This is a genomic window from Stackebrandtia sp. (assembly GCF_035643755.1).
GTDB lineage: Bacteria > Actinomycetota > Actinomycetes > Mycobacteriales > Micromonosporaceae > Stackebrandtia.
Genome location: NZ_DASQPW010000204.1, coordinates 1 through 25,901, shown reverse-complemented (window position 1 = coordinate 25,901; position 25,901 = coordinate 1). Strand labels below are relative to the sequence as shown.

The window sequence follows — 25,901 nt, the reverse complement described above, 5'->3', positions numbered from 1 at the left end:
TGGAACCGGGGCTCGGGCGCGGGTGCGGCGTCGGGGCGGCGCAAAACGCCGCGTCGGCCGAGGTGAGCTCGGGCCAGTCGGCGACCTGGACGGCCCTCATCCCGGCACGGGAATCGTCGCGCGACACCCGATACAGCCGCGCCCGTCCGTCCACGCCGTTGACGACCCCGAAGATCTCGCCCCGGGGAGAGGCGAACATCGCGCCGACCAGCGACGACCGGGGCAGGCCCGCCACAGGGGTGTGCCCGATCGCGCCGGTGGCGGGATCGATCGACACCAGCGAACCATCCGTTGTGCTCAGACCGTAGAGCTTCGAGCTGTGCGGCAGCGTGGTGACGTCGCCGATGCGCAGCGTCTTCAATGGAACATCCATTGTGGTTCGGCGCGTGATCGTGCCGGGATGCCTGTCGATGTCGATGAAGACGACGTGGGTGTCCGACAACACCGCCAACTGGCCGTTGTAGACGGTCCCCGCGTAGCTGCCCGCCAGGCCGTCCCCCCTGACGCCGGTGCCCCTGACGGCCCCCAGGTCGTCGGCCCTGCCGTCACCGTCCACAGACACCAGATGCGGCGGGTCGGCGAACCGCCCGTTGGCGTCCCCGCTGGCCAGACCGAACAGCGTGTCGTCCCCGTTCGAGTATCCGATCGCGTTGATCTCAAAGGGAAGCGTGGCGACCTGGCTGCGGTGCCCCGAGCTCAGCGTCACCATGGACAGCACGTGCCGTCCGCCCGCCGCCGGTTTCCAGGTCAGCAACGCCGCCCCGCCGCACTCGCGGGCATCGGCGGTGACCCCGCCGACGGCGACGCCGAACGCCATGACCGCCAAGAAAAACAGCAACACGCCGCGCACCCACAAACCGATGAACCGCCGAGAAGCCATAAGACCCATAAAATACACAAACCACCTAAACACCGCATCACCGACATTCTGGGGTCTTCATGAATCCGATGCTTCTCGGCCTTGTCATCGTCGTCGTGGCCAGCGTCCTCGTCGGCGGGATAGTCGTGTTGCAGCAACGGTTCTCGCCACCCCAAAACCGCGAGGGCTACAACGAGGTCACCGGAAGCGTCTTCGAGATCATCAGCGTCCTGTACGCCATCGTCCTGGCCTTCGTCCTCATCGCCGTGTGGGAACAGCGCTCCGACGCCCGCACCGTCTCCTACAACGAGTCCAACGCCCTTGTGGACGTTTACTGGTCGGCCTCCGACCTGCCCCGTCCCGAGGCCGACAAGCTCAAGGGCCTGTGCCGCGACTACGCCAACCTCGCCATCGACCACGAATGGCCCGACATGGCCAAGGAACGGGAGGTGGGCGACTCCGGATGGAACGTCATCGACGCGATGCACCACGAGGTCGACAAGGGCCTGCCCGGCAACGACCAGGTCAGCCAGGAGAAGAACGACTCCGCCTCCGAGGCCCTCGACACCCTGAGCCAGGCTCGCGACGACCGGCTCAACGCCGCCGTCGGCGGTCTCACCGGGGTGATGTGGCTGGTCCTGATCGCCGGTGCCCTGCTGATGCTGGGCATCCTGCTGCTGTTCGGCGTCCCCGGCCGCATGGCCCACGTCGTGGTGGTGGTGATCGCCGCGGCCATGGTGGTGTTGCTGCTGTATTCGGTGTTCGAGCTGGAGTATCCGTTCAGCCGCGGCGTCGCCCTGGGCCCCGACGCCTTCACCCAGGCGCTGGAGCGGATGCGGCAGATCGGCTGATCGCCGCCGAGGTAAACCCGCTTGCGGACGGCGGTGGGAGCACGTTTATCATTGGTCGGCGCCGCGCGTGTGCGGTACGCATGGTGGTCGTAGCTCAGTAGGTAGAGCACCTGGTTGTGGTCCAGGATGTCGCGGGTTCGAATCCCGTCGATCACCCCATTGAGGACGGAAGTCCGAAGGGCCCTTGGCTGATGGCAGCATCACGCCAAGGGTTTTTTCGTGCCCGCCGGTTGCCTTGGTTGACGGTATACCTTCGTAGCCGTTATATTGGGCGGCATGACCGGTCTATTGCGGGAACCCACGTTCCTCATCCTCACCGCGCTGGCCCGCGAACCCTTGCACGGCTACGGAATCATCACCGAGGTGGCGAAGCTGTCGCGGGGGGCGGTCGGGCTGAGGCCGGGCACGCTGTACGGCGCGCTCGATCGGCTCCGGGACGACGGCTTGGTCGACTTCGACCGCGAAGAGGTCGTCGACGGCCGGCTGCGGCGCTATTACCATCTCACCGACGAAGGCGCGTCCACATTGGAGGAGTCCGCCGAGCGGATGCGGCACCACGCCGCCTCCGCCGCCGAGCGGCTGCGCTCCCGCGCCCCTCGACTCGCAGAAGGAATGTCATGACCACACGCCAACCCACCCTCGAGAGCCGTTTTCGGCGGCTGCTGCGCTTCTATCCGCGGCGGTACCGCGCCGAGCGCGGCGAGGAGATCGTCAGCACCTATATGGACTGCGCGCCCCCGGATCGGCGGAAGCCGAGCCTGGCCGACGTCGGCGACATCGCCGCCAGCGGGGTGCGGCAGCGGTTGCGCCACTCGCCCGAGGGGCTGCCGGACGGGCGGCGGCGGGCCGCCGTGCTGAGCCTCGCGGTGACGGTGGGGATCAGCGCGGCGATGGTCTTCAGACTCGCGGCGGTGGTTCTGGCTCCGCCGCCCAACATGACCATCATCGAGCCGTTGTTCACCTGGCGCTCGGCGCCGTGGATGCTCATCGAGGTCCTGTGGATTGTCGTCGGCGTGGCGGCGGCGTTCGCCACGGGACGGACGACGCGTCGGCTGGCGACCGTCTCGCTGGTGTGGACCGCGGTCGTCGTGGTGCTCGGCGTCTTCGACGCCGCCGAGCTCCCCAACCCGTACCTGTGGGTGCCGCAGACCGCCTTCGGGCTGTTCGCGCTGGCCTGGCCGTTGCGGCCCCGCCGGATATCCCGGAGGTTGCCCCTGGTCGCCATCCCCGCGGGCATCGTGATCTCCTTCGCGGCGGACCCGTTGTCGCGCTACCTCACCAACGCCCTCCCCAATCCTGAAATGGGATCGGCCGCGGTCACCTTGACGCTGTTGGCGGTCCTGGTGATCGGCGCGGGCCTGGCGGCGAAGTGGTGGACCGCGGGGGTGCTGATGGTCCCGGCCTCGCTGGCGGCCATCCTCCCCGTCGCGTCCGTCCTTCCCCCGCCGAGCGGGCCGCTGGCGTTGGTGGTGGTCGGTCTGGCCTGTGCGGTCGTGGGCGCGGCCGCGGTGGTCATCGGCTTCGTCCGGGCGGGGCGCCGTCAGGAGCTGACGGGGCGCTGATTCCCCGGTCGTGAAGTTTTTCGCCCCCGGCCCCGCGATCATGTCCGGTATCGGGTGACGGCATCGACGTCCCGGATGAACACCCGATCCGCGAGGAGGAAGACCATGAAGTACATGATCCTGAGCTTCGGCTCCCAACAGGACTACGACGAGATGGCCGGTGGAGGGGATCGGCCGTGGACGGGCGCCGAGGTCGGCGCCATGGTCGAGTTCATGACGAAGCTCAACAACGACCTGGAGGCGTCCGGGGAGCTGGTCGAGACCCGGGGGCTGGCGGCGCCGGTGCACACCCGGCGGATCGGCCGGTCACACGGCGACAACGTCGTGACCGACGGGCCGTACGCCGAGACCCAGGAGGTGCTGGCCGGTTACTGGGTGGTCGAATGCGACAGCTTCGACCGCGCCACCGAGATCGCCTCCATGCTCGGCGATTGCCCGGCCCCGGCGCACGTGGTCGTGCGCGGGTACGCCGACGTCCGGCCGATCGCCGAGGGCCCGGTGGACGATATCGAGGTCTGATGGGACGCACCGACGTCGAGCACCTGCTGCGCCGCGAGGCGCCGCGGGTGCTCGGCGCCGTGGTGCGGCGGTACGGGCACTTCGATCTCGCCGAGGACGCGGTGCAGGAGGCGCTGCTGGCCGCCTCGACACAGTGGACGGACGGCGCGATCCCCGACAACCCGCGTGCCTGGCTGATCGCGGTCGCCGCGCGGCGCCTCACCGACCTGCTGCGCGCCGAACAGGCCCGGCGCCGCCGGGAGGACGCGGTGGCGCGGTGGGTGTTGCCCGAGCAGAAGACCGCGCCCGCCGCCGATCGGCCCCGCCAGGGCGACGACACCCTGGTGCTGCTGTTCCTGTGTTGCCACCCCAGCCTCACCACCGCCGCGCAGATCGCGCTGACGCTGCGGGCGGTGGGCGGCCTGAACACCCGCGAGATCGCCCGCGCCTTCCTGGTGCCGGTCGACACGATGACGCGGCGGATCAGCCGCGCCAAGAAGTCCATCAAGGACAGTCGGCTGCCGTTTCGGCTGCCCGACGACGGCGAGCTCGCCGACCGGGTCGACGCGGTGCTGCGCGTGCTGTACCTGATCTTCAACGAGGGCTACGTCGCTACCGCGGGGCCGGGCCTGCAGCGCGCCGACCTGGCGGCCGAGGCGATCCGGCTCGCCCGCGTCGTCCACGGGCTGCGGCCGGACGACGCCGAGGCGGCCGGGCTGCTGGCCCTCATGCTGCTCACCGACGCGCGGCGCGCCGCCCGCACCGGGGCCGACGGCGAGCTGATTCCCATGGCGGACCAGGATCGCGGCGCCTGGAATCGCGAGCTGATCGACGAGGGGATCGGGCTGCTCGCGCGGGATCCGCGAGCCCCGTATCAGCTCCAGGCCGCCATCGCGGCCGCCCACGACACCGCGCCGAGCGTCGAGGACACCGACTGGCCGCGGATCGAGGCGCTGTACGCCCGGATGCTGGCCCTTCAGGACAATCCGGTGGTGCGGCTGAACCATGCCGTCGCGGTGGCGATGGCCCGCGGCCCGCGCGCCGGGCTCGACCTCATCGACGGGTTGTCCCGCGATACCCGGATGGATCGCGATCCCCGGCTGCCCGCCGCCCGCGCCCACCTGCTGGAGATGGACGGGGAGTTCGACGAGGCCCGCGCCGAGTATCTGCGGGCCGCCGAGCTGTCCACCAACCGCGCCCAGCAGCGGTACGTGCGGCGGCGGGCCGCGCGGCTCAGACCGGGTTGACCGCGCGGGTGCCCGTCGCCGCCGTCGGCTTGCGGGGTTGGGGAGCCGGGACCAGTTGGTGCGCCGCCACCACCCCGCCGACGATCGCGATGACGAGCATGCCCGGCAGCACCGCGGTGCCCTCGGACGGCGGGCTCTCGCCCTGCAAGCGCAGCAGCGCCACCGCGACCAGGTTCGACACGGTCGACATCGACACCATCAGGGCGACGGCGTCGAGGACGACGCTGGCCAGGCCGACAAGCAGCCAGATCGCGGTCGCGCGCGCACGACGGCGGGCGCGGTGCCACGCGATGATGGCCACCGCGTACACCGCGAACGGCAGGCACACGAAGCCGCCGAGCATTCCGATGCCGAACAGGTGGAAGACCGTGTTGAACGGCATGCCCGACAGCGACCCGGCGAGGGCGAGGCTCGCGACCGGCGCGGCCACCAACATCGCCGCGGATCGCCCGGGGGCGGGCGCCGGGCGCGCGGCGAGCGCGGCGACGGTCGCGATCGCCGCCAGCAGGGCCGCCACCGCCGCCGAGCAGGCGGGGAAGACCGGGGGAGTCGCCAAGTGCACCGGGGAGGTGGACTGGACCAGGATGACCGGCGCGCAGGCCGCCGCGGCCACCGATATTCCGATGTAGACGCGGCGGGTCTGGATGCCGTCCGGCCGCGAGATCAACAGGACGCGGCCCAGCCGCCACACGACGGTGAGCACCATGGCGCCCACGGCCAGCCCGACCACGAGGCCGCGCGAACCCGTGCGGTCGAGGAGGTCCAGCATCGTGTCGGCGCCCAGCAGCAGGAGCCCGGCCGTCACGGCGGCGGTGACCGGGCGGCCCCGGCCCACCAGGGCGAGGCCGAGCCCCAGCGCGGCCACCAGGATCGCCGCCAGCCGCAGCTCCAGCGCCCACATGACGAACGCGTCGATGTCATGGGCCAGCGCGATTCCGGCCGGGGTGGCGTCGGCGAGGCTCACCGCCCACACCGCGACCCCGAGCCCGGCGCAGCACAGGCCGAAGACGGCGCGCGGCCGGGAGAACACCCGGTCCGGGGCGGCCGACGGCACCCGCACGGCGGGCTCGCGGGCCGGCACCCGGCAGGCGGTGGTGGCGTAACACAGCGCGAACGCGGACACCACGGATATGGGCGCCACCATGGCCACGTCCCAGGACGGGGTGGACAGCACGGTGACGAAGAACCACTTGAAGGCGTCGGCGGGATCGAGCTTGATGCCGTGGGCCGAGGAGGCGATCCACTGGGTCGGGATCGCGGTGATGTCCAGGGCCACCAGTCCGAGGAGCGCGCCGCCGATCCGCCCCGCGGCGGCGCCGCGGCGCCGCGTGAGCTCGACCGCGATCCACACCACCGGGGTGAACGCCACGACCCACACCACCGGGGTGAACAGCCAGGCCCCCGGAAGGAACCCGACGAAGCCCTGCGGCTGGTCGGCCTCCAGGGCGGTGTCGACGGCCAGCACCCCCGCGCCCAGCGCCGTCATCGCCACCGCCACCGAGGCGGCGCTTCCGGTGTGGCCGCCGGAGGACGGGATCATCGGCAGCCGTCGTCCGATAAGGACACCGAGCCAGCAGGCCAGCGCGACGCTGCCCAGCAGGATGAAGCCGGAGGCGATCATCGTCGACGGCGACGCGTAGATGAGGGACAGACCCTTGGCGCCGCCGAGGGCCGCGGCGAACACCACGCCCGGTATCAGGCCCGCCAGGAGCCGAAACGCCATCCCGAGCCCGAGGAGCGCGACCACCGGCCACAGCCGGCGACCCATGCGCGGCAACAGTTCCCGCCACCCGTGCGGCACCCGGCCCTCGTCGTTGACCGGGGGCGAGGCCGCCAGGCTGAGGGCGTAGCGCAACTGGGTGACGGCCCTGGTGGAGCGCGGCAGGTCGGCATCGCTTCTCAGGTAACCCAACTCGGCGGCCCACTCTCGGTACCGTTCGTCGCGAACGGCGGCGGGCCAGCGCCGGGCGGCCAACCGCAGCAGCCGCTCGGCGGCCCGGTCGATCGCGGTCATGTCGTCTGGGTCCTTCCGATGGGGCCCAATGCCTTGGCCAGCTTGTCACGCAGGCCGGCCAGCTCGGTGCGCGCGGTGGCCGCGCCGTCGGGGGTGAGGAGGTAGTACCGCCGCGCCGGCCGCCCGGCCGCCTCCGGGTCGATGTCCTCCCAGGACGCCCGCAGCCAACCGGCGCGTTGCAGGCGCGCGAGGATCGGGTACAGGGTTCCGCTGGGGAGTCCGGTGTCGCGCATCAGGTCGAGGCCGTATCTCTCGGCGTCGACGTCGGCGAGGAAACAGGACAGCACCTGCGCCACGGTGGTGGTCATCTTGACGGGAGCGGCCATAGCAGCAACTCTACATAGCCTTCGGTAGTTTCGCTACATAGGGTCGGGGGATTTCCTCGTCACCACGCACGACGGATCACCCCGGGCGGCGCCACGCGGGACAGGTCCTCGCGGAGTCGGCGAATTCGCTTGGCGCCCAACACCTGCGTCCACTCGGCGATGATCTCGGCGGAGACGGCGTCGGCGTCGCGGGTGCAGCGCCGCCCGGCCTCGGTCAGCACCACGAGCTTGGCGCGCGCGTCGCCCGGATGCGGCTCGCGCCGCACGTAACCCTTGGACACCAGTTCCTCGACGAGCTGGCTGGCCGCCTGCTTGGTGACCCCGAGGTGGGCGGCGAGCTCGGAGACCGTGGCGCCCGCCGCCCACATCCGCGCGAACGCGAAGCCGTGGGCCGGGCGCAGGTCGGTGTAGCCGCGCGCCACCATCCGGGAATTCAGCGTCTCCACCAACCCGCCGGCGGCCGCCAGCAGGGCGGTGACCAGGGCTACGTCGTCGTCCACCCGCCCATCATCGCACGGTGGTCAATCCGCTTGACCTCTTGATATAGTCAAGCTACTTGACTAGTTGAAGGGAACGGATCATGCCGGTCATCACCGCCGCGACGGCGAAGGCGCACCAGTTCGACGGCGCCACTTGGAAGTCCTTTGTGTCCCCCAGTCGGGGCTCCAGCGAGCTGGTCGCCTGGCGCGCCGAGATCCCCGCCGGGGCACCGACCTCGCCGCACCGCGTGAACCACGAGGAGGTGGTGTACGTCCTGAGGGGACGGCTGCGCCTGGAGCACGACGGGAGCGCCGAGATCGCCGAGGCAGGCGACGTCGTCGTGGTGCCCGCCGACACCGACGTGCACATCACCAACCCCGGCGACGAGACCGCCGAAACCTGGGTCACCACCCGGGTCGGATTCGCCGGGATCATGCCCGACGGCTCGCGCTTCGAGCCGCCGTGGGTGAAGTGATCACATTCCTCCGCCGATGCCTCCGGACCCGCCCGGGCCCGGAGGTACGGTCAGCCCATGAGATATCAACCGTTGGGAACCTCCGGCCTCATCGTCTCCGCCGTCGGCCTCGGCTGCAACAACTTCGGCGTGCGGCTCGACTACGAGGCCACCCGGCAGGTGGTCGACACCGCGATCGACAACGGCATCACGCTGTTCGACACCGCCGACATGTACTCCAAGGGAACCTCGGAGGAGCTGCTGGGCCGCAGCCTCAAGGGCCGCCGCGACCAGGCGGTGATCGCCACCAAGTTCGGGCATGCCCACGCCGACATGGGTTACGGGCCCGCCGCCGGCGCCAAGGGCGGGCGCGCCTACATCCGCCGCGCCGTCGAGGCCTCGCTGCGCCGCCTCGACACCGACTACATCGACCTGTATCAGCTGCACACGCCCGACCCGTACACGCCGATCGACGAGACGCTGGCCGCCCTGGACGAGCTGGTGCGGGAGGGCAAGGTCCGCTACATCGGACACTCCAACCTCAACGGCTGGGAGATCGCCCGCGCCGCCCACGTCGCCAACGAGCTCGGCACGACGTCCTTCGTGTCGGCGCAGAACCACTGGTCGATGCTGGAGCGCTACGCCGAGGTCGAGGTGATCCCCGCGTCCGTCGAATACGGTCTCGGCGTGCTGCCGTACTTCCCGCTGGCCATGGGCCTGCTCACCGGCAAGGTGCGCCGCGGCGTCGAACCCGCCGCCGGTACCCGGCTGGCCGACCGCGAGGGCTACGTCACCGAGGCCAAGCTCGACAAGGTCGAGGCCCTGATCGCCTGGGCCGACAAGAACGGCCTGTCGATTCTGGACGTCGCCATCGGCGGCCTGCTGGCGCTGCCCGGCTGCGCCTCGGTGATCGCCGGGGCCACCAAGCCCGAGCAGGTCACCGCCAACGTCGCGGCCGGTGAGTGGGATCCCACCGACGCGCAGCTCGACGAGATCGACGAGATCGTCCCGGCGCTGCTGCCGACCGGAAACCCCGCGTCCCTGTACCGCTGAGTGACGGCGCGATTGTGCGCCGTTTGTATGCCCACCTGGTGGCATGGACTCGTCTCAACGCGAATGAGCCGAGGAGTCCCGCCCCATGTGGAAGAAATCGTCGATCGCCGTCGTCGTCGCCGCGTTGGCCGGGCTGTGCCTGGCGCCGTCACAGGCCAGCGCGGCCGAGCCGGACCCGGTGATGAACGCCCCGGTGTTCAACGACCCCCTGGGCACCGCCGCCGAGCAGAACGCGATCTTCATCCAGTTCGCGCGGCTGATCGACCGGGTACCCGCGGGTGAGCGGATCTCCTTGTCCTTCTTCGGTTTCGACACGACCTCCGGTCAGGACTCGCCCGACGCTCCCGACCTCACCGCGCACCTGATCGCCGCCCACCAGCGCGGCGTCGACGTCCAGGCCATCCTCGACCAGGGCCAGGCGGGTAACACCCAGTACGCCCGGCTGAGCAAGGAACTGGGCGCCGACGACGCCAAGCCCAGCTTTCTCGTCAACTGCGGCGACCACGACGCCGACGACGACCCGCGCGGCTGCATCGGCACCCGCGTCAAGACCTACTCGAGCGGGCCCCTCTACGCCTACAACCACTCCAAGTTCGCGACGTTGTCGGCCGTGAAGCTCAACGACGGCTCGACCGCGAAGAACGTGGTGTTCACCGGCTCCTCCAACATCGGCACCTGGGACGCCGACAAGGCGTTCAACAACATGATGACGATGTCGGACGCCGACGCCTACAACGCCTTCGGCAAGTACTTCACCGACCTGCGCGACTACCGCAAGACCGCCGGGAACAACAACTACTACACCGACACCGGCAGCGCCTCGAAGTACCGCCTCTTCTTCTTCCCGCGCCACGAACGCTCGGGACAGCCGTGGGAGGACCCGGGCTCCGACACCGTCTACAACACGCTGCTGTCGGTCGACCCGAAGTGCAAGTACCAGGAGACCGACGGCTCCTGGCACCAGACCGACGTGCGGGTGGCGATGCTGACGTTCAACCGCCCCGCGATCGCGCAGAAGCTCGCGCAGCTGTCGAAGGACGGCTGCTGGGTCGACATCGTCTACTCCAGCGCCTCCGACGCGGTCCTCAACGCGCTCAACGTGTCCGGAGGCCCGCAGCTCACCAAGTGCGCCTACGACACCAACGGCGGCACCGGCGACGGGCGCGTGCACTCCAAGTACCTGCTCGTCGACGGCGCCTTCGACGACGACATCACCCCGCGGGTCTACACCGGAAGCCACAACTACGCGTGGTCCTCGCTGCGCCAGGCCGACGAGACCCTGATGCGCATGATGGGCCGCGACATTCACACGGCGTACCTGAACAACTTCTGGAAGGTGCGCGACACCTGCAAAAACTCCCGCTGACAAGGCTGGCACGAATTGGGGAGAGCGGTCCCGCGACATCGGTCGATACTGGGAAATCCTGGCAAATCAGGATAACCGCTGAGTCCTAAAAGGTCGGTGGGGGCGTGAACATCAAACAAGACACGGTAGACACCCAGTTTCGAGACTTCGTCAAGAACACCTCGCCGTTGCTGCACCGCAAGGCCTACACCATGGTCGGCAACTGGGCCACCGCCGAGGATCTCGTGCAGTCAACCCTGGCCAACACGTACGTGGCCTGGCGGCGCGGAGGCGGCTTCGACAACGCCGAGCACTACACCCGGCGGGTGCTGCACAACGTCAACGCCAGCTGGTGGCGGCGGCGCTCCTCGCACGAACAGCCCTGCGACGCGATGCCCGAGCCCCGCGAATTCGCCGACGACCACACCGAGGAGTCCGCCCGGCGCGACCTGATGTGGCGCTGCCTGCAAAAGCTCCCCAAGCGACAGCGCGACGTCGTGGTGCTGCGCTACTACGAGGACCTCAGCGAGGCCGACAGCGCCCGCATCCTCGGGGTGTCAAGGGGGACGATCAAGAGCCAGTGCTCCCGCGCCCTGGCCAGCCTCCGCGGATTTCTGGCGGCGGCATAGAGATCACATCGGGCGGCCCCGCCGTACCCCCGCGGGGCGCCGACACTGGAATAATCCTGGTCCGTGAGCGGATTCCTGATCGTCGGTGAAGCATTTGTCACCCTGTTCGTGATCATGGACCCGCCGGGGGTGGTCCCGATCTTCCTGGCGCTCACCGGCGCCATGGACGCGCCCGTGCGCAACAAGGCCGCGATACAGGCCACCCTGCTGTCGCTGGGCGTCATCGCGCTGTTCGCCGTGGCGGGCCAGCAGATCATCGACTACCTGGGCATCAAGCTGCCCGCGCTGCAGGGCGCGGGCGGGCTGCTGTTGCTGTTGGTGGCCCTGGAACTGTTGACCGGCAAGGCCGACGACCCGGACTCCACCGCCACGTCCAACGTCGCGCTGGTGCCGCTGGGCACGCCGCTTCTGGCCGGTCCCGGGGCGATCGTCGCGGTCATCCTGTTCGTGAAGCGGGCCGACGGCTGGGACGGATACGCCGGGGTCGCCGCCGCTATCATCGGCGTCCACCTGGTGATCTACGTCGTGATGCGCTTCTCGTCAGTGATCGTCCGACTTATCAAGCGCGGCGGCATCGAGGTCCTCACCCGCATCTCGGGTCTGCTGCTGGCCGCCATCGCCGTCCAGCTCATCGCCGAGGCCGTCGCCGGATACGTCCGCGAGTTTGTCGGTTCGTGAGCGGCGGTGCACCACCGCCACGCCGTTGACCAGGTCGATCTGGTCGAGCGGCTCGCCGCTTTGCAGGTCGATGCGCGACTGGCTCTGCTCCTCGATGAGCTCGGTCTGTTTGCGCTTGGACGGCATGAACACCGCCTCGATCTCGGCAAGTCCGGTCGACATGCCGTTGATGCTGGCGTCGGCGTCGTCGCCTCCGCGCAGCCATCGCAACAAACCCATGGGCACTCCTCGCTAGTGATTGCGATAGTACCGGGGTTACCCGTCCGTACCAAGGCGCGGACGGATGGCCCCGGTCAGCTCGCGGTTGTCCTGGCAGGCCGGGCACAGGCCCCAGTACGTCACCTCGGCCTCGACGATGTCGAACCCGTGCGACTGCTCGGCCCGCAGGCACGGCACCTCGCCCACCGCGCAGTCCACGTCCTCGACCCGGCCGCACCCCCGGCACACCACGTGGTGGTGGTTGTCGCCGGTGCGCGACTCGTAGCGGGCGTGGCTGCCGGAGGGCTCGATCCGCCGGGCCAGGCCGGCGTCGGCCAGCATCGCCAGGACGTTGTAAACCGCCTGAGTGGACAGCGAGCCGACCTGGGAGCGGGCCCGGCGCACGATCTCGTCCACGGTGGGGTGTCCGCCGTCGTCGAGCACCGACAGCACCGCCAGCCGTTGGCGCGTGACGCGCAGACCCCTTTGCCGCAGCAGTTGTTCGGAATCCACCCCATAAGACAATCAGGTCTTTTTGAACCGGTCAAGAAAGTCATCGCCCCGGGGTTGGTGACGGTGCGCACGACCAGCCACGCCAGGCGCCGATGGTGTTAGATGACACGCATGCCCAAGCACATTCAAGGTGTCCCGATCCACCCCCTGCTGGTCCACCTGCCCGTGGTGCTCATCCCGTTGCTGGCCCTGCTCATGCTGGCGTACGTGGTGATCCCGGGCGTCCGCCGGCACATCGGTTGGGCCGTCCTGTTGGCCACCATCGCCGTGCCCGGCCTGGTGTACCTCACCCGCCAAAGCGGCGACGTCATGAAGGACGAGATCCTCCACAAGCTGCGCGCCTCCGGCGTGGACGTGTCGTCCAAGGTGAACGCCATCAACATCCACGATGGATACAGCAAGGTGATCTTCTGGCTCACCCTGGTGCTGGTCCCGATCACCCTGCTGTTCATGGCCCTGGAGCGCGGGCGCCGGTCCGTGGCGGTGCGCGGCAACCGGTCGGTGGCGTTCCCGTCGGCCGCCGCCGAGGAGTCCGAATCCGACACCGTGTCGTTGCCCGAACGGCACGGCGACGACGACCCCGCCGGGCGGGGCCGCACCATCGTGATGATCGTGTTGGGGCTCGTGATGCTGGGGCTGATCGGGGTGTCCACCTGGTATCTGTACAAGGCGGGCCACAGTGGAGCCCTCATGGTGTGGTCCGGCGAGGACTAGGTCAGGGCCCGAACAATGTAGACGATCAGGACCACGATCATCAGGCTCGCCGCCAAGATGGCCAGGCCGTGGCTGAAGGTGCGGGCCTGGGTCTCGGCGTCCTCTATGGCCTCGTGGTCCTGCGACGGCAGCTCGCGGGGAGCCGCCGGGACGATGACCTCGGGGACCTTCCAACCCCTCGGGGGCGGCGCGCTGTGAGGCGGCCCGGTGTACCCGTCGGGGTTGGGGAAGGTCATGAGGTCACGCTATCAATCGGATTCGCCGCCGCCGGAGCGACGCCGCCTGCGGCGACGCGGCTTGGACGCCGAGCTCGCCTCCGACGGCTTGGAGCTTGAGTCCCTTGTGGCCTCGGACGCCGAGCCCTCGGGCTTCGGCGTCCCGCCGCGGGTGCGACGCCGGTTGCGACCGTTCGAACCCTCGGAGGCGTTGGCGGTCTCGGGACGGTCGGAGCGGTCCGACGGCTTGCCGCCGCGGCGCTTCTGCCCGCCCGAGGACCTGCCCCCGCGGCCACCGCCGCGCCGCTTGCCGGCGCCCTCGATGTCGATGTCCGCCTCGGCCGACAGGCCCTCCCGGGTGCGATCCGCCGACGGCAGGTTGCCGGGCACGCCCTCGGGAATGTCCAGGTCGGTGTAGAGGTGGTCGGAGGTGTGGTAGGTCTCCGCCGGGTCGGCCAGGCCGAGCTCCAGCGTCTTGGCGATCAGCTTCCAGCGCGGGGCGTCCTCCCAGCTCACGAACGTCACCGCGACGCCAGTGGCGCCCGCGCGACCGGTGCGGCCGATGCGGTGCACGTAGGTCTCGGCGTCGTCGGGGCTGTCGTAGTTGATGACGTGGGTGACGCCGGTGACGTCGAGCCCGCGCGCGGCCACGTCGGTGGCCACCAGCACGTCGATCTTGCCGCTGCGGAAGGCCCGCAGCGCCCGCTCCCGGGCGTTTTGGCCCAGGTCGCCGTGGACGGCGGCCACGGCGAAGCCGCGGAACTCCAGGTCGTCGGCGACGCGCTGGGTGTGGCGCTTGGTCCGCGAGAACACGATGGTGAGGCTGCGGCCGCGGGCCTGCAGGATGCGCGCCAGCACCTCGATCTTGTTGAGCGAGTGCGTCAGGTACGCCAGCTGCTTGGTCTGGGCGCTGGGCCCGGAGTCGGTGGCGACGTCGGCGTGGATCGTCATGGGCTGGTGCAGGAACTGCCGCGACAGCGACACGATGGCGTCCGGCATGGTGGCCGAGAACAGCATCGTCTGGCGTTCGGCGGGCAGCGCCCCCAACAGCTTCTCGACGTCCTCGGCGAAGCCGAGGTCGAGCATCCGGTCGGCCTCGTCCAGCACGGCGGTGTGCACCGCGTCCAGCTTGAGGTGCTTGGCCTTCAGCAGGTCGAGCAGGCGGCCGGGCGTGCCGACCACGATCTCCACGCCGGTGCGCAGCGCGTCGATCTGGGGCTCGTAGGCGCGTCCGCCGTAGATCGGCAGAACGCGGATGCCGCGGGTCTTTCCGGCGGCCTCGATGTCGCGGCACACCTGGAGGCAGAGCTCACGGGTGGGCACCACGACCAGTGCCTGGGGACGTCCGTCCGCGCCGTCTTGGGCGCTGGTGACCTTTTGCAGGATCGGGACGCCGAAACCGAGGGTCTTTCCGGTTCCGGTCGGCGCGCGGCCGATGACGTCGTTGCCACGCATCGCGATCGGGATGGCGTACTCCTGGATCGCGAATGCTTGGGTGATGCCCATGGCCTCCAGGGCGGCTACCGTCTCTTCACGGGCGCCGAGGTCGGCGAAACTGGGGCTGTCCGGCCGCACCGGGGGCGGCGGACTTGATTTTTCGGGCTCAGAGGTGGCGCTGTCACCGGGGGTTATATCCTGGTGCGCTGCCACACGTTCGGAATGGCTGTGCAGTGTATTTGTCCCTGTTTGGCGGCTCCGATGTGCCGGGGCCTGAAATGTATACGTTGGTCAATGGTACGCGCCGAGTCGTCACACTCGGACTCCCGGTAGCCTGCGGCGTATGTCAACTCACGCGTCCGCGCCGTCCCGGGAATCGGTCACCGCCCTGCTGGGCATGCTCGCGTACGGCGAACTGGTGGCCTTCGACCGCATCGCCGCCGATGCGCGACTCGCACCGGATCTTCAGCGACGTGCCACATTGTCCGCCATGGCGGCCGCCGAGATCAACAACTTTCACCGCCTCGTGTCACGAATCACCGAGCTGGGCGGCGACCCGGACGCCGTGATGGAGCCGTTCGTGGCGGCCATCGACACCTTCCACGACTCCACCAAGCCCCGCGACTGGCTGGAGAGTCTCGTCAAGGTGTACGTGGGCGACGCCATCGCCGACGACTTCTTCCGCGAGATCGCCGCGCTGCTGGAACCCGCCGACCGCGACCTCGTCCTCGAGGTGCTGCACAACGACGCCAACGCCGAGTTCGCCGTGGCCGAGATCAACGCGGCCATCGCCGCCGACCGCACCATCACCGGCCGCCTGGCGCTGTGGGCGCGTCGCCTGGTCGGCGAGGCGCTCAGCCAGGCGCAGCGGGTGGCCGCCGAGCACGACGCGATCACCACGATCGTGCTGGAGGGCACCGGCGACCTGACCAAGGTGGGCGAGCTGATCAAGCGCATCATGCAGGCGCACTCCGAGCGGATGACGGCCGTCGGCCTGAATAACTAGACGCCCTCGGGCAGCTCGAGGCGATCCAGCGGCTGGGGGGTGCTGGGCGTCGGCGCGGCGAAGGTCTCGTAGTCGTCGAGGCCCACCGGCGGCGTGGTGAGCCACAGCGCCGCGTCGGTCATGTGGTTCTCCAACAGCGCGCACAGCCTCGGCTCGTCGCGCTCGGCCAGCGCCGCGACCAGCTGCTCGTGGCTGTGCGGCAGGTCGGCGCGCACCTCCAGCGAGTCGTGAATGGAGAAGGTGCACAGCCGGGTCTCCACCAGCAGGGTGCCGATCGAGCGGCTCAGGCGCGGCGAGCCGGCGGCGTCCACAAGGGTCTGGTGGAACGCGAGGTCGCAGTCGCCCAGCTGGCGCGCCGAGCCCCTCACCGCCGCCCGGTTCATCTTGCGCAGCTCGGCGGTCAGCAGCTTCACGGTCTGCTTGATGTGGCGCTGGTCGGCCCGCAGCAGCTGCCGCGCCGCCGCCCGCTCCACCGCGGCCCGCATCAGGTACACGTCGTGGACGTCGTCGTCGGTCATGGTGACCACGCCGAGCCCGCGGCGCCGCACGGTGGTCAACAGCCCCTCCTGGGCCAGGCGCTGCATTCCCTCGCGCAGCGGCCCCCGGCTCACCCCCAACTGGTGGGCCATGTCCGCCTCGCCCAGGGCCGCGCCCGGCGGCAACGTTCCGTCCAGAATGGCCGAACGTATGCGATCGGCGATCATGTCCACCGTGGAGGTGCGGTAAACCGGTTCGAGGCGCACGCTGGGCGCTGGTGACTTGCGTGGGACGGCGCGCTGTGTCACCTGGCCAAACCTCCTGTAACCGATCCTGGATTGTGAAGCCCGCGTTACGAACCTGAGTACCGAAAGTACCTGACGCGGGGCGCGCGAGTGCGGCGAAGCCGCGCCATGGGGACGTGGGCCTCACGCGGACCGAGCGGGCGCCGGCGGCGTCGCCGCGCGAGTCCGCCTCGATCGCGCGAATGACGAATGCCGGAAAGTTCCCGTTTCTATTTATGGTTTTGCTCGGGGGCCGTCAATGGACCGCGTTTATTTCGCGCCGGTTCGCGGCTTTTCTTATTTAATAGTCCGAAGCGTCGATATATGTGCGTAACTGAGGGACACGCCGCGATCGACGCGGTGTGAGTAGCTTCACAGTGACACGCAGTATCGTTATGCAATGTCAATAACCGTATTGTCGACAAACTTACGATGTCCGTTAGCATCGTCGGTTACCAAATGAAAAGTCAGACGTAGTCAACCGAAAGGATTCCTGACGTGACTGCTCGACAGCGCTGGTCCCGGCGCACGATCTTCAAGGGTGGGTTGGTCGCCGGCGGCCTGATCGCCACCCCCGGGCTTTTGGCGGCCTGCTCCTCCGTGGGCGGAAGCACGCTGGACAAGATCAAGAACGGCGACGACATCACCATCGGCGTGTCCGGCGAGGCGCCATACGCATTCAAGGATTCCAGCGGCAAGGTCACCGGGGAATCGGTCGAGATGTACACGACCATCCTGAAGAAGCTGGGCGCCAAGGACAGCCAGATCAAGAGCAAGATCGTCAGCTTCAACTCGTTGATTCCGGGTCTGGGCAGCGGCGACTTCGATCTGGTCACCGCGGGCATGTTCATCACCCCCGACCGGTGTGGCAAGGCACTGTTCAGCGAGCCTGACTACATCGCCGCCACCACGCTCCTGGTGAAGAAGGGCAATCCCAAGCACCTCAAGGACTTCACGTCCTTCAAGAACGGCAAGGCCAAGGTCGGCGTCCTGAAGGGCGCGGTGGAAGGGAAAGAGGCCAAGGAGGCCAAGGTCCCCGCCGACTCGATCCAGACGCGCGACAACGTCGACGACCTGAAGAGCGAGCTGGACGCCGGGCGCATCGACGCGATCGCGTTGACGTCGCCGACGCTGCGCTACGCCGAGAAGACCAGCAAGGGCGAGTTCGAGACCGTCACGGCGTTCAAGCCGCTGCTGAAGGGCGTGCCCCAGGTCGGTGCCGGCGGCGCCGTGTTCCGCAAGGACGACAAGGACTTCCGCGACAAGGTGAATACCGAACTGGCGAAGATCAAGAAGGACAAGGCCAAGTGGCAGTCCATCGTCAAGCCCTTCGGTTTCACCATGGACGAGTACCCGACGTCGGACTTCACCACCGCCAAACTCTGCAAGGGTTAGAGGCGCTTGTGAACTTCGGCGAATTGCTCTCAACGCAGTGGCCGTCGTTGCTCGACGGGCTCGGGGTGACGGTGGTGACCACGCTGGCAGGCTGTCTGCTGACGCTGATCATCTCCTTCGCCCTGGGCCTGATGGCATTCAGCCGCCACATCCTGACGCGCGGCGTGGCCCGCGTCATCATCGAGTTCTTCCGGGGCACGTCGCTGGTGGTCCAGCTGGTGTGGTTCGTGTTCGCCATGCCGCTGCTGCTGGGCGTCCGGTTCGACTCGAAAATCACCATCGGCATCGTGGTGCTGGCGCTCAACTACGGCGCCTACGGTTCCGAGGTCGTCCGCGGCGGCTTGACCGCGGTGCCCCAGGCGCAGTGGGAAGCGTGCACGGCCCTCAACTTCAGCCACTGGCAGCAGTTGACCCGCGTCGCGATCCCGCAGGCCTGGCCCGAGATGATCCCCTCGTTTTCCAACCTCGGCATCCAGGTGCTGAAGGGAAGCTCGCTGGTGTCGTTGATCGCCCTGGTCGACCTGACGTTGGCGGCCCAGCAGTTGCGGTCGTACACCACGCCCGGCAACGTGATGGCGATCTTCGCGATGCTCCTGGTGGTCTACTTCATCATGTCGTACCTGATCGCGACGCTCATGCGATTCCTTGAGCGCAAGGCGAAGGCGGGTATCGGCCAGGGAACGCCGCCCAAGGCGTCGGTCTTCACCCAGTCGCAAGTCGACCTTGACGCGTCAGGAGTCGCCATATGAACGGCTGGGATTGGAACGTCGCCAAGGAGCTCTTCCCCTCGCTGCTGAAGGGCTTCTGGGTCATCCTCGAAGTCACCGTCCTGTCGTCGATCACCTGCCTGCTCCTGGGGCTGGTCATCGCCGTGGTGCTGCGCTCGGCGCCCAAGGTGGTCTCCGCGCCGCTGTTCGCGGTCGTGGAGTTCATCCGCAACACCCCGCTGCTGGTGCAGTTGTTCTTCGTGTGGTTCGGTCTGGCCCCGCTGCTGGGAAGCACCACACCCCTGGTGGTCGGCGTGATCGTGCTGGGCATCCACTACTCGACCTACACGTCGGAGGTGTACCGGGCCGGCATCGACGCCGTGCCGGTGGGCCAGTGGGAGGCCATCACCGCGCTGTCCCTGCCGAAGCGCTACGGCTGGCAGCACGTGATCCTGCCCCAGGCCCTGCGTCGCGTCACCCCGGCACTGGGCAACTACATCATCTCGATGTTCAAAGAGGTGCCCGTGTTGACGGCCATCGGCCTGGCGGAGATGATCTCCAATACCCAGGAGTACGTCGCGACCTTCAACACCGGTTACCTCGAGGGTTACACGATCGCCGGCCTGATCTTCCTGGCGGTGAGCTACCCGACCGCCGTGGCCATGCGTAAATTGGAGAAGCGTCTTGCAAAGCAATGAATCCAACCCCGGTGTCAAGGACGGCACCCCCGCCGTCCGCTTTGACAACGTCGTCAAGCGTTTCGGGGACCTCGAAGTTCTCAAGGGACTGAACTTCAGCGTTCAGCCCGGCGAGCGCGTGACCCTGATCGGTCCGTCGGGTTCGGGCAAGACCACGATCCTGCGTCTGCTGATGACGCTGGAGAAGGTCACCGAGGGCGTCGTGTACGTCGAGGGCGAACCGTTGTCGCACATGAAGAAGGGCGACAAGCTGGTGGTGGCCGGAGAGCACCACCTGCGCGAGGTCCGCAAGAAGATCGGCATGGTCTTCCAGCAGTTCAACCTCTTCCCGAACATGAAGGTGCTGCGCAACATCACCGAGGCACCGGTGCACACCCTCGGCGTCTCCAAGGACGAGGCCGTGGCCAAGGCCCGCGAGCTGCTCGACCTGGTCGGCCTGGCCGACAAGGAGGACAACTACCCGTCGCAGCTGTCCGGCGGGCAGCAGCAGCGGGTGGCGATCGCGCGGTCGCTGGCGATGAGCCCCGACATCCTGCTGCTGGACGAGGTCACCTCGGCGCTCGACCCCGAGCTGGTCGCCGACGTCCTCGACCTGCTGAAGGACATCGCCAACTCCACCGACATCACGATGCTCATCGTGACGCACGAGATGGGCTTCGCCCGCGACGTCTCGCACCGCGTCATGATGTTCGACCAGGGCGTCATCGTGGAGGACGGCCCGCCGTCGCAGGTGATGGGCGACCCCGAGCACGAACGCACCCGCGCCTTCCTGAAGGCCGTGCTGGGAGAGTCCAAGCCGGAGTAACACCGAGATACTGCGTCTGAGAAGGCGGCCCGCGGTTTTCCGCGGGCCGCCTCTTTCGTGTAACGCTTTTCGCCCCAGCGACGAAGTATCGGTGAAGACCCCCAACGGAATGAAGGAGGTGAGCCGATGACCTCGGTGCCGGTGTCACGCATAGGCAGCGATCCCGACGCCCTCGAGGCGTTCTACCGCGACCATGTGGGGTCGATCCAGGGTTTCATCGCGCGCCGCGTCGACGATCCGCACCTGGCGGCCGACCTGACCGCGGACGTGTTCGTCGCGGCCATCGACTCGGCGCACGGTTACCGGCCGGGCAAGGGCAGCCCGATCGGCTGGTTGTACGGGATCGCGCGCAACGTCGTGGCGGAGGACTTCCGCCGCCGGGCGCGGGCACTGAACGCCGACCAGCGGATCTCGGGTCGGGCGCTGGCAGAGGTCGACGATCTGGCCGCATTGGACGATCGGATCGACGCCGAGGCCCAGTCCCGCGGCCTGTACGAGGCGATGGATCGGCTGTCCGACAAGGAAAGAGCCGTTTTGGAGCTGGTCGCGCTTGACGGGCTGTCGGTTCACGAAGCCGCCGCGGCCCTGGACATCCGACCGACGACCGCGCGGGTGCGGTTGCACCGCGCGCGCAAGACCATGCGGGACCAACTGGACTCGCACGCACTGGCGCTCGTCGCCGCCTAGAAGGAGGCACGCATGAAACACGAAACCCGACGGCCTCGCGGCTACGAGGACCGACTCATCAAAGAGCTGAAAAGCTATGTCGCTGAAAGGAACCAGACCATGACCACCACCGAGGAAACCCCGGTGAAGACCCCGCGGCTCAGCCGCGCCAAGAAGTTCACGCTCGCGGGGATCGCGGGCGGCGTCATGCTGGGTGTGGGCGCGCTGACGGCGCTGCCCGCCACGGCGGACCCCGCCTTCACGGTCGACAAGACGCACGACGGATCGCTCCATGTCGAGATCCACAGCACCGATGAGGCCAACGGTCTCGAAAAGACCCTGACCGACAACGGAGTCCAGGCCAAGGTGGACTTCCCTCCGGACCACATGAAGTGCGACCCCGATCGCTTGACGCCAATTGATGTCGGATACCCGGTCATCGACGATCACCCCACCACCATCGGATTCACGATCGACCCCGACAAGTACACCATCGGTGGCGACACCACCCTGGTGATCGAGATTTCGCAGGGGTACTTCGCGCCGGACGCGCTGACGGGAAGTTTCTCGATCGGGTCCGCCAAGGGCCACGTCGGCGCGTGCGATCCCGTCCCGATGAACAAGCATCAGAACGACGACGGCTCCAAGGGCAAGAACTAGAGACTCGCGCCCCTGCCGCCGAAGGCGAAAAGAACCGTCGCCGCGAAACCCATCATAGGGATTCGCGGCGACGGTTCTCTTCGCGTCTAGTACTCGGGCAGCGAGGGGTCGACCTGGTTGATCCAGGCCAGGACGCCGCCCTGGACGTGCACGGCGTTGGACAGGCCGGCGGACTTGGCCGCCGCCAGCGCCTCGGCGGAGCGGACGCCCGCCTTGCAGTAGAACACCGCCTGCTTGTCGGTGCGCAGCTCGGACAGGGCGTTGCCCGAGACGATGTCGCCCTTGGGGATCAGGCGGGCGCCGGGGATGCGGACGATCTCCCACTCGGCGGGCTCGCGCACGTCGATCAGGTCGATGTCCTTGCCCGCGTCCAGCCAGTCCTTCAGCTCGGCGGCGGTGATGGTGGAGCCCTGCACGGCGCTGGCGGCCTCGTCGGTGACGGCCCCGCAGAAGTCGTCGTAGTCGATCAGTCCCGTCACGGTCGGGTTGTCGCCGCAGATCGCGCAGTTGGGGTCCTTGGCGACCCTGACGGTGCGGTACGTCATCTCCAGGGCGTCGTAGACCATGAGGCGGCCCAGGAGCGGCTCGCCGATGCCGGTGAGCAGCTTGATGGCCTCGGTGACCTGGATCGAGCCGATCGAGGCGCACAGCACGCCCAGCACGCCGCCCTCGGCGCAGGACGGCACCATGCCCGGAGGCGGCGGCTCGGGGTAGAGGCAGCGGTAGCAGGGGCCGTTGTCGGCCCAGAAGACGCTGGCCTGGCCGTCGAAGCGGAAGATCGAGCCCCACACGTACGGCTTGCCCAGCAACACCGCGGCGTCGTTGACCATGTAGCGGGTGGCGAAGTTGTCGGTGCCGTCCACGATCAGGTCGTAGCCGGCGAAGATGTCCATGACGTTGTCGTTGGTCAGCACCTCGTCGTGGATGTTGACCTTCACGTACGGGTTGATCTCGGCGATGGACGCCGCCGCCGATTCGGCCTTGGAGCGGCCCACGTCGGACTGGCCGTGGATGATCTGGCGCTGCAGGTTGGACTCGTCGACGGTGTCGAATTCGACGATGCCCAGCGTGCCCACGCCCGCCGCGGCCAGGTACATCAGGGCGGGGGAGCCGAGACCGCCGGCGCCGACGCACAGCACCTTGGCGTTCTTCAGGCGTTTCTGCCCGTCCATCGCCACGTCGGGAATGATCAGGTGCCGCGAATAGCGCCGCACCTCGTCGATGGTGAGTTCGTCTGCTGGTTCTACGAGTGGAGGCAAAGCCATACGGACATAATGCCCCTCTCGCCTATTGGTATTCCCCGGGTGGGCCTGTGATGTATTTCCCGTCCCGATACGGCCAGGCGTTCGGCTTGCAGCCCTTCAACGCCAGCGTCTGCTGCGCCATCACCGGGGACGGGGAGCCCTTCTTGGGGCACACCACGTGGCCGTAGCCCAGCCTGTGTCCCACCTCGTGGTTGATGAGGTATTGGCGGTAGGTGTGCAGCACGCTGGTCCAGTGTGGAACCCCCAGCAGCCAGCGCTCCAGGTTGATGACCACGGCGTTGCCCATGCGGCAGGACGTGTAGACGTCCTCGGACTGGCACAGCTTGGAGCGGGTCTTCGGCGAGGCCAGGTAGACGGTGAAGTCGGGGGTGACCTTCTTCGACTTGACGACCGGCTTCAGGCGGAACTTGCCCTGGGAGGTCCAGCCGCGGTCGGCGTCGGACAGCGTGGTGATGACGAAGTCGGAGAACTCGTCGGGGTCGATGTCGATGCCGCCCTCGACGGCGACGTTGTACGTGTACAGGGTGCCGGAGGTGCCGACGGTCTTGCCGGATTCGGGCTTGCCCGCGTACTCCCACTTGCCGGTTCCCTGCTCCACCACGCTGGGCGATGCGCTGGGCGACGGGGAGCGCGAATGCTGCTTCGACGGCGAGGGCGTGCCCGAACCCGACGGCGAGGTGTCGACGGCGTGCGCCGAGGCCATCGAGGTCAGCGACGTGGAGTGGCCGACGCCGGTCACCACCCGGACGATCTTGAAGCCGACGACGACGAACACCACGAACAGGACGACGAACACCATGGCGCGCCTGCGGCGGCGCCACATCCGTTGACGCGCCGTGGTTGCTCGCTTGCGCTTCGCTTCATCCGACATTTGCCGACAGTCTATGTGGCCGCTCGACCTCATCGAGTAGCGCCGCGATGGCGCGCCCGGTCGCGTCGGGCCGTTCCATCATGGCGACGTGGCCGACCCGGTCCAGGATCAGCAGCCGGGAGTCGGGGATGGTGCGCGCGACCTGCGGCGCCATCCTCACGTCCACCAGGCGATCCTGCTTGCCCCAGATCACCAGGGTGGGCGCGGTGATCTGCGCCGCCAGCCGCCACAGCGACGACGAGCCCGGCAGGTACGACTGGATGAAGGTGCCCACCAGGCCGCGAAACGCCCGCACGTAGGCGCTGGTGTTCCACGGCACCGCCTGGCGGCGCCGCACCTCCTCGATCGCCTCGATGCGGCGCTGCGGCGGCACCGACTCCGCGTCCGACCAGCAGTTGGCGACCACCTGGTCGACGATCTGTTCCGGCTTCAGGCCGGCCATGGCGCGGGCGGCGAGCCTGTCGGCGCGCGGGATCGCCAGCAGCGGCAGCAGCCGGGACTGGCTGGAGCGCCGGACGTCCATGAACGGCATCGCGGGGGAGATCAGGGTCAGGGTGCGCACCAGGTGGGGCCGGGTGGCGGCGACGTACACCGAGATCGCGCCGCCCAGCGAGTTGCCGACCAGGTGGACCGGGCCGCGGCCGGCACGCAGGATCCACGCCGCGACCTGTTGCGCCAGTGCGGGAATCGTGTACCTGGTGGTGGGCGCCGAGTGCCCGAAGCCCGGCAGGTCGATGGACTGGCCCGCCAGCCGATCCGACAGCACGTCGGCCAGGTCGGTCCAGTTCTGGGCCGAGCCGCCCAGCCCGTGGACGTACAGCGCGGGCTCGGCGTTGGGCGAGGTGCCCGGGGTCTCGCGGACGAAGAGCCGCTGGTCGCCGACCAGATGCTCGCGCCCGGGCCACGGGGGCGCCAGGGAGGAGGGACGGCGGACTTCATCGGGACTGGCGAGGACGGCGCGCTTCACCTGATGAATATTAAGTCCGTCCGCGCTAAGACAGCAGCATTGTCTCCAGGCGGCGGTTGAGCGCCTGCAAGGTGGCGTGGACGATCGCCTGGCGGCGGTCGCCGTCGACCGGGGCGGCGCCGGCGAGTCGCTCGCTGCCCTCCTCGGTCAAAAGCAGCACCGTCACCACGGCGACCCTGCCGGGGCCGGCGGTCTCGATCGAGGCGTGTTCGACGACGACGCGGGCGCTGCGGCCCAGCAGGACGCCGATGGCGTCGACCGTGGCGTCGGCGGCGGCGCGCAGGATGTGCCAGTCGACGGCGGGGCCGGTGGAGCGGCCCACGGCGCGGGCGCCGTTCACCGTCAGGCCGACTTCTACTGTGGATTCGAACCCGGAGGTGATGATCTGGGTGCGCTCCAGCACCGCGCGGCTGCCCGGGGGCAGGGCGAAGCTGCGCTCGCGCTTCGGCTCGGTGTCGACGGTTCCCACCGCCGGGCTCACCGGCTGCGCGGCCAGGCCGAGTCGGCTGTCCAGCAGGTCGACGACGCTGCGGCTCACCAGGTTGGTGTCGGCGTCCTCGGCGATCTCCAGCGACAGCGTGGAGTCGGAGTCGGCCAGGCGGGCCCCGGTGACGCCGGGGATCTGGCGCACGGCGTTGAGCACCTGCTCGGACTTGTCCGGCGGCTCCTCGGAGATCACGGTGGGCAGCTCCGAGGTCTTCTCCTCGGCGGGCGGCGGCGTCGGCGGGGGCGCCTGCTGCGGGGCGGCGCGGCGCTTGGGGGTGTCGGTGGGGATGTCCTGGGTGCTGCGCAGGAACGCCGCGATGCGGTTCAGGTCGGAGCTGCGGGTCGCGGCGTAGTCGCCGGGCTCGCCGGTGTCGCCGTCGGCCTCGGCGGCCCGGCGCCGCTCGGCGCGGGTGGGCCGGGCGGGCTCGGCGTCCACCGGGGGTTGGGGCTCGGCCACCGGCTTGGACGGGGGCTTCAGCCGATCCGGGCGGGCAACCGTCCACTGTGCCGGAACGTCGCGCTGCGGGGGGACCGCGGGCTT

Annotated in this window: 29 protein-coding genes, 1 tRNA gene and 1 pseudogene; 19 read left to right on the top strand and 12 right to left on the bottom strand. The window is 68.8% G+C overall.

Features of this window, described 5'->3' with window-relative positions:
• On the bottom strand, positions 1-841 hold an 841-nt coding region (locus VE172_RS15980), incomplete at its 3' end, for a DUF6923 family protein (RefSeq protein ID WP_324802926.1).
• A 107-nt stretch (positions 842-948) separates the two neighbouring features.
• Between VE172_RS15980 and VE172_RS15975 the strand changes: the two genes are divergently transcribed.
• The 6 genes from VE172_RS15975 to VE172_RS15950 all read left to right on the top strand — a co-directional run bounded on the left by VE172_RS15975 (position 949) and on the right by VE172_RS15950 (position 5,017).
• The gene (locus tag VE172_RS15975) at positions 949-1,710 is read left to right on the top strand and encodes a bestrophin-like domain (RefSeq protein WP_324802925.1); all 762 of its coding nucleotides are present in this window, start codon (positions 949-951) and stop codon (positions 1,708-1,710) included.
• Positions 1,711-1,793: 83 nt separating this feature from the next.
• A tRNA-His gene (locus VE172_RS15970) sits at positions 1,794-1,869 on the top strand.
• Positions 1,870-1,986: 117 nt separating this feature from the next.
• Positions 1,987-2,331, top strand: coding sequence for a PadR family transcriptional regulator (locus VE172_RS15965; protein ID WP_324802924.1), 345 nt, complete (start codon positions 1,987-1,989; stop codon positions 2,329-2,331).
• Complete coding sequence (locus VE172_RS15960; RefSeq protein ID WP_324802922.1) at positions 2,328-3,272, top strand: hypothetical protein; 945 nt, start codon at positions 2,328-2,330, stop codon at positions 3,270-3,272. Before VE172_RS15965 ends, VE172_RS15960 begins: the two co-directional genes overlap by 4 nt.
• Before the next feature lie 105 nt (positions 3,273-3,377).
• The gene (locus VE172_RS15955) at positions 3,378-3,791 is read left to right on the top strand and encodes a YciI family protein (protein ID WP_324802921.1); all 414 of its coding nucleotides are present in this window, start codon (positions 3,378-3,380) and stop codon (positions 3,789-3,791) included.
• Positions 3,791-5,017 (top strand): RNA polymerase sigma factor, encoded by a 1,227-nt coding sequence (locus VE172_RS15950; protein ID WP_324802920.1) that lies wholly within the window; start codon positions 3,791-3,793, stop codon positions 5,015-5,017. The genes VE172_RS15955 and VE172_RS15950 overlap by 1 nt, the downstream gene beginning before the upstream one ends.
• Here VE172_RS15950 and VE172_RS15945 read toward each other — a convergent pair.
• From VE172_RS15945 to VE172_RS15935, 3 genes are read right to left on the bottom strand one after another with little or no spacing between them, the layout of a single operon-like run.
• Positions 5,004-7,031 (bottom strand): hypothetical protein, encoded by a 2,028-nt coding sequence (locus VE172_RS15945; RefSeq protein WP_324802919.1) that lies wholly within the window; start codon positions 7,029-7,031, stop codon positions 5,004-5,006. The two genes, VE172_RS15950 and VE172_RS15945, sit on opposite strands and share 14 nt — an antisense overlap.
• Positions 7,028-7,357 carry a PadR family transcriptional regulator gene (locus VE172_RS15940; protein WP_324802918.1) on the bottom strand — a complete coding sequence of 110 codons (330 nt, stop codon included), beginning with the start codon at positions 7,355-7,357 and terminating at the stop codon, positions 7,028-7,030. The genes VE172_RS15945 and VE172_RS15940 overlap by 4 nt, the downstream gene beginning before the upstream one ends.
• 59 nt (positions 7,358-7,416) lie before the next feature.
• Positions 7,417-7,857, bottom strand: a complete 441-nt coding sequence (locus tag VE172_RS15935; RefSeq protein WP_324802917.1) for a MarR family winged helix-turn-helix transcriptional regulator — start codon at positions 7,855-7,857, stop codon at positions 7,417-7,419.
• Between the two features lie 80 nt (positions 7,858-7,937).
• Between VE172_RS15935 and VE172_RS15930 the strand changes: the two genes are divergently transcribed.
• The 5 genes from VE172_RS15930 (at position 7,938) to VE172_RS15910 (ending at position 11,996) form a co-directional block, all read left to right on the top strand.
• On the top strand, positions 7,938-8,312 hold the full coding sequence (locus VE172_RS15930) for a cupin domain-containing protein (protein ID WP_324802916.1): 375 nt from the start codon (positions 7,938-7,940) through the stop codon (positions 8,310-8,312).
• A gap of 57 nt (positions 8,313-8,369) precedes the next feature.
• Complete coding sequence (locus VE172_RS15925; protein WP_324802915.1) at positions 8,370-9,344, top strand: aldo/keto reductase; 975 nt, start codon at positions 8,370-8,372, stop codon at positions 9,342-9,344.
• Positions 9,345-9,429: 85 nt separating this feature from the next.
• On the top strand, positions 9,430-10,710 hold the full coding sequence (locus VE172_RS15920; protein WP_324802914.1) for a phospholipase D-like domain-containing protein: 1,281 nt from the start codon (positions 9,430-9,432) through the stop codon (positions 10,708-10,710).
• A gap of 104 nt (positions 10,711-10,814) precedes the next feature.
• Complete coding sequence (locus tag VE172_RS15915) at positions 10,815-11,318, top strand: SigE family RNA polymerase sigma factor (protein ID WP_324802913.1); 504 nt, start codon at positions 10,815-10,817, stop codon at positions 11,316-11,318.
• Positions 11,319-11,432: 114 nt separating this feature from the next.
• On the top strand, positions 11,433-11,996 hold the full coding sequence (locus VE172_RS15910) for a MarC family protein (protein WP_349258412.1): 564 nt from the start codon (positions 11,433-11,435) through the stop codon (positions 11,994-11,996).
• Positions 11,997-12,251: 255 nt separating this feature from the next.
• Here VE172_RS15910 and VE172_RS15905 read toward each other — a convergent pair whose 3' ends face one another.
• Complete coding sequence (locus VE172_RS15905; RefSeq protein ID WP_324802911.1) at positions 12,252-12,707, bottom strand: Fur family transcriptional regulator; 456 nt, start codon at positions 12,705-12,707, stop codon at positions 12,252-12,254.
• A 102-nt stretch (positions 12,708-12,809) separates the two neighbouring features.
• On the opposite strand from VE172_RS15905, the gene VE172_RS15900 reads away from it, so the two are divergent.
• The gene (locus VE172_RS15900) at positions 12,810-13,421 is read left to right on the top strand and encodes a hypothetical protein (RefSeq protein WP_324802910.1); all 612 of its coding nucleotides are present in this window, start codon (positions 12,810-12,812) and stop codon (positions 13,419-13,421) included.
• On the opposite strand, the gene VE172_RS15895 is transcribed toward VE172_RS15900, so the two are convergent.
• Together VE172_RS15895 and VE172_RS15890 are read right to left on the bottom strand one after the other, a co-directional pair.
• Positions 13,418-13,657, bottom strand: a complete 240-nt coding sequence (locus VE172_RS15895; RefSeq protein WP_324802909.1) for a hypothetical protein — start codon at positions 13,655-13,657, stop codon at positions 13,418-13,420. The two genes, VE172_RS15900 and VE172_RS15895, sit on opposite strands and share 4 nt — an antisense overlap.
• Before the next feature lie 12 nt (positions 13,658-13,669).
• Positions 13,670-15,268 (bottom strand): DEAD/DEAH box helicase, encoded by a 1,599-nt coding sequence (locus VE172_RS15890; protein WP_414715110.1) that lies wholly within the window; start codon positions 15,266-15,268, stop codon positions 13,670-13,672.
• 148 nt (positions 15,269-15,416) lie between these two features.
• Here VE172_RS15890 and VE172_RS15885 point away from each other — a divergent pair, with 148 nt between their 5' ends.
• Positions 15,417-16,079 carry a ferritin-like fold-containing protein gene (locus VE172_RS15885; protein WP_324802907.1) on the top strand — a complete coding sequence of 221 codons (663 nt, stop codon included), beginning with the start codon at positions 15,417-15,419 and terminating at the stop codon, positions 16,077-16,079.
• On the opposite strand, the gene VE172_RS15880 is transcribed toward VE172_RS15885, so the two are convergent.
• Positions 16,076-16,822, bottom strand: a complete 747-nt coding sequence (locus VE172_RS15880) for a GntR family transcriptional regulator (protein ID WP_324802906.1) — start codon at positions 16,820-16,822, stop codon at positions 16,076-16,078. The two genes, VE172_RS15885 and VE172_RS15880, sit on opposite strands and share 4 nt — an antisense overlap.
• A 516-nt stretch (positions 16,823-17,338) precedes the next feature.
• Between VE172_RS15880 and ehuB the strand changes: the two genes are divergently transcribed.
• The 6 genes from ehuB to VE172_RS15850 all read left to right on the top strand — a co-directional run bounded on the left by ehuB (position 17,339) and on the right by VE172_RS15850 (position 21,771).
• The gene (ehuB, locus tag VE172_RS15875; RefSeq protein ID WP_324802905.1) at positions 17,339-18,235 is read left to right on the top strand and encodes an ectoine/hydroxyectoine ABC transporter substrate-binding protein EhuB; all 897 of its coding nucleotides are present in this window, start codon (positions 17,339-17,341) and stop codon (positions 18,233-18,235) included.
• Between the two features lie 23 nt (positions 18,236-18,258).
• Positions 18,259-18,984, top strand: coding sequence for an ectoine/hydroxyectoine ABC transporter permease subunit EhuC (ehuC, locus tag VE172_RS15870; RefSeq protein ID WP_324802904.1), 726 nt, complete (start codon positions 18,259-18,261; stop codon positions 18,982-18,984).
• Positions 18,981-19,640 (top strand): ectoine/hydroxyectoine ABC transporter permease subunit EhuD, encoded by a 660-nt coding sequence (gene ehuD, locus VE172_RS15865; protein WP_324802903.1) that lies wholly within the window; start codon positions 18,981-18,983, stop codon positions 19,638-19,640. Before ehuC ends, ehuD begins: the two co-directional genes overlap by 4 nt.
• Positions 19,627-20,445, top strand: coding sequence for an ectoine/hydroxyectoine ABC transporter ATP-binding protein EhuA (gene ehuA / locus VE172_RS15860; RefSeq protein WP_324802902.1), 819 nt, complete (start codon positions 19,627-19,629; stop codon positions 20,443-20,445). The genes ehuD and ehuA overlap by 14 nt, the downstream gene beginning before the upstream one ends.
• Positions 20,446-20,571: 126 nt before the next feature.
• Positions 20,572-21,132: an RNA polymerase sigma factor gene (locus VE172_RS15855; RefSeq protein WP_324802901.1), complete on the top strand. Its 561-nt coding sequence runs from the start codon at positions 20,572-20,574 to the stop codon at positions 21,130-21,132.
• Between the two features lie 99 nt (positions 21,133-21,231).
• Positions 21,232-21,771: a hypothetical protein gene (locus tag VE172_RS15850; RefSeq protein ID WP_324802900.1), complete on the top strand. Its 540-nt coding sequence runs from the start codon at positions 21,232-21,234 to the stop codon at positions 21,769-21,771.
• An 86-nt stretch (positions 21,772-21,857) separates the two neighbouring features.
• Here the strand turns inward: VE172_RS15850 and moeZ are convergent, their stop codons facing one another.
• From moeZ to VE172_RS15830, 4 genes and pseudogenes are all read right to left on the bottom strand, one after another.
• Positions 21,858-23,036 carry an adenylyltransferase/sulfurtransferase MoeZ gene (moeZ, locus tag VE172_RS15845; RefSeq protein ID WP_324802899.1) on the bottom strand — a complete coding sequence of 393 codons (1,179 nt, stop codon included), beginning with the start codon at positions 23,034-23,036 and terminating at the stop codon, positions 21,858-21,860.
• A 22-nt stretch (positions 23,037-23,058) separates the two neighbouring features.
• Positions 23,059-23,907, bottom strand: coding sequence for a DUF3152 domain-containing protein (locus VE172_RS15840; RefSeq protein ID WP_324802898.1), 849 nt, complete (start codon positions 23,905-23,907; stop codon positions 23,059-23,061).
• On the bottom strand, positions 23,897-24,874 hold the full coding sequence (locus VE172_RS15835; RefSeq protein ID WP_324802897.1) for an alpha/beta fold hydrolase: 978 nt from the start codon (positions 24,872-24,874) through the stop codon (positions 23,897-23,899). The genes VE172_RS15840 and VE172_RS15835 overlap by 11 nt, the downstream gene beginning before the upstream one ends.
• 25 nt (positions 24,875-24,899) lie before the next feature.
• Positions 24,900-25,901, bottom strand: a pseudogene (locus VE172_RS15830) (hypothetical protein); the annotation flags it as partial.

Coding starts and splice junctions, on each gene's coding strand:
- VE172_RS15975 (WP_324802925.1), top strand. CDS start 949: ATGCTTCTCGGCCTTGTCATCGTCGTCGTGGCCAGCGTCCTCGTCGGC.
- VE172_RS15965 (WP_324802924.1), top strand. CDS start 1,987: ATGACCGGTCTATTGCGGGAACCCACGTTCCTCATCCTCACCGCGCTG.
- VE172_RS15960 (WP_324802922.1), top strand. CDS start 2,328: ATGACCACACGCCAACCCACCCTCGAGAGCCGTTTTCGGCGGCTGCTG.
- VE172_RS15955 (WP_324802921.1), top strand. CDS start 3,378: ATGAAGTACATGATCCTGAGCTTCGGCTCCCAACAGGACTACGACGAG.
- VE172_RS15950 (WP_324802920.1), top strand. CDS start 3,791: ATGGGACGCACCGACGTCGAGCACCTGCTGCGCCGCGAGGCGCCGCGG.
- VE172_RS15945 (WP_324802919.1), bottom strand. CDS start 7,031: ATGACCGCGATCGACCGGGCCGCCGAGCGGCTGCTGCGGTTGGCCGCC.
- VE172_RS15940 (WP_324802918.1), bottom strand. CDS start 7,357: ATGGCCGCTCCCGTCAAGATGACCACCACCGTGGCGCAGGTGCTGTCC.
- VE172_RS15930 (WP_324802916.1), top strand. CDS start 7,938: ATGCCGGTCATCACCGCCGCGACGGCGAAGGCGCACCAGTTCGACGGC.
- VE172_RS15925 (WP_324802915.1), top strand. CDS start 8,370: ATGAGATATCAACCGTTGGGAACCTCCGGCCTCATCGTCTCCGCCGTC.
- VE172_RS15920 (WP_324802914.1), top strand. CDS start 9,430: ATGTGGAAGAAATCGTCGATCGCCGTCGTCGTCGCCGCGTTGGCCGGG.
- VE172_RS15910 (WP_349258412.1), top strand. CDS start 11,433: ATGGACCCGCCGGGGGTGGTCCCGATCTTCCTGGCGCTCACCGGCGCC.
- VE172_RS15900 (WP_324802910.1), top strand. CDS start 12,810: ATGACACGCATGCCCAAGCACATTCAAGGTGTCCCGATCCACCCCCTG.
- VE172_RS15895 (WP_324802909.1), bottom strand. CDS start 13,657: ATGACCTTCCCCAACCCCGACGGGTACACCGGGCCGCCTCACAGCGCG.
- VE172_RS15885 (WP_324802907.1), top strand. CDS start 15,417: ATGTCAACTCACGCGTCCGCGCCGTCCCGGGAATCGGTCACCGCCCTG.
- ehuD (WP_324802903.1), top strand. CDS start 18,981: ATGAACGGCTGGGATTGGAACGTCGCCAAGGAGCTCTTCCCCTCGCTG.
- VE172_RS15855 (WP_324802901.1), top strand. CDS start 20,572: ATGACCTCGGTGCCGGTGTCACGCATAGGCAGCGATCCCGACGCCCTC.
- VE172_RS15850 (WP_324802900.1), top strand. CDS start 21,232: ATGACCACCACCGAGGAAACCCCGGTGAAGACCCCGCGGCTCAGCCGC.
- moeZ (WP_324802899.1), bottom strand. CDS start 23,036: ATGGCTTTGCCTCCACTCGTAGAACCAGCAGACGAACTCACCATCGAC.
- VE172_RS15840 (WP_324802898.1), bottom strand. CDS start 23,907: ATGTCGGATGAAGCGAAGCGCAAGCGAGCAACCACGGCGCGTCAACGG.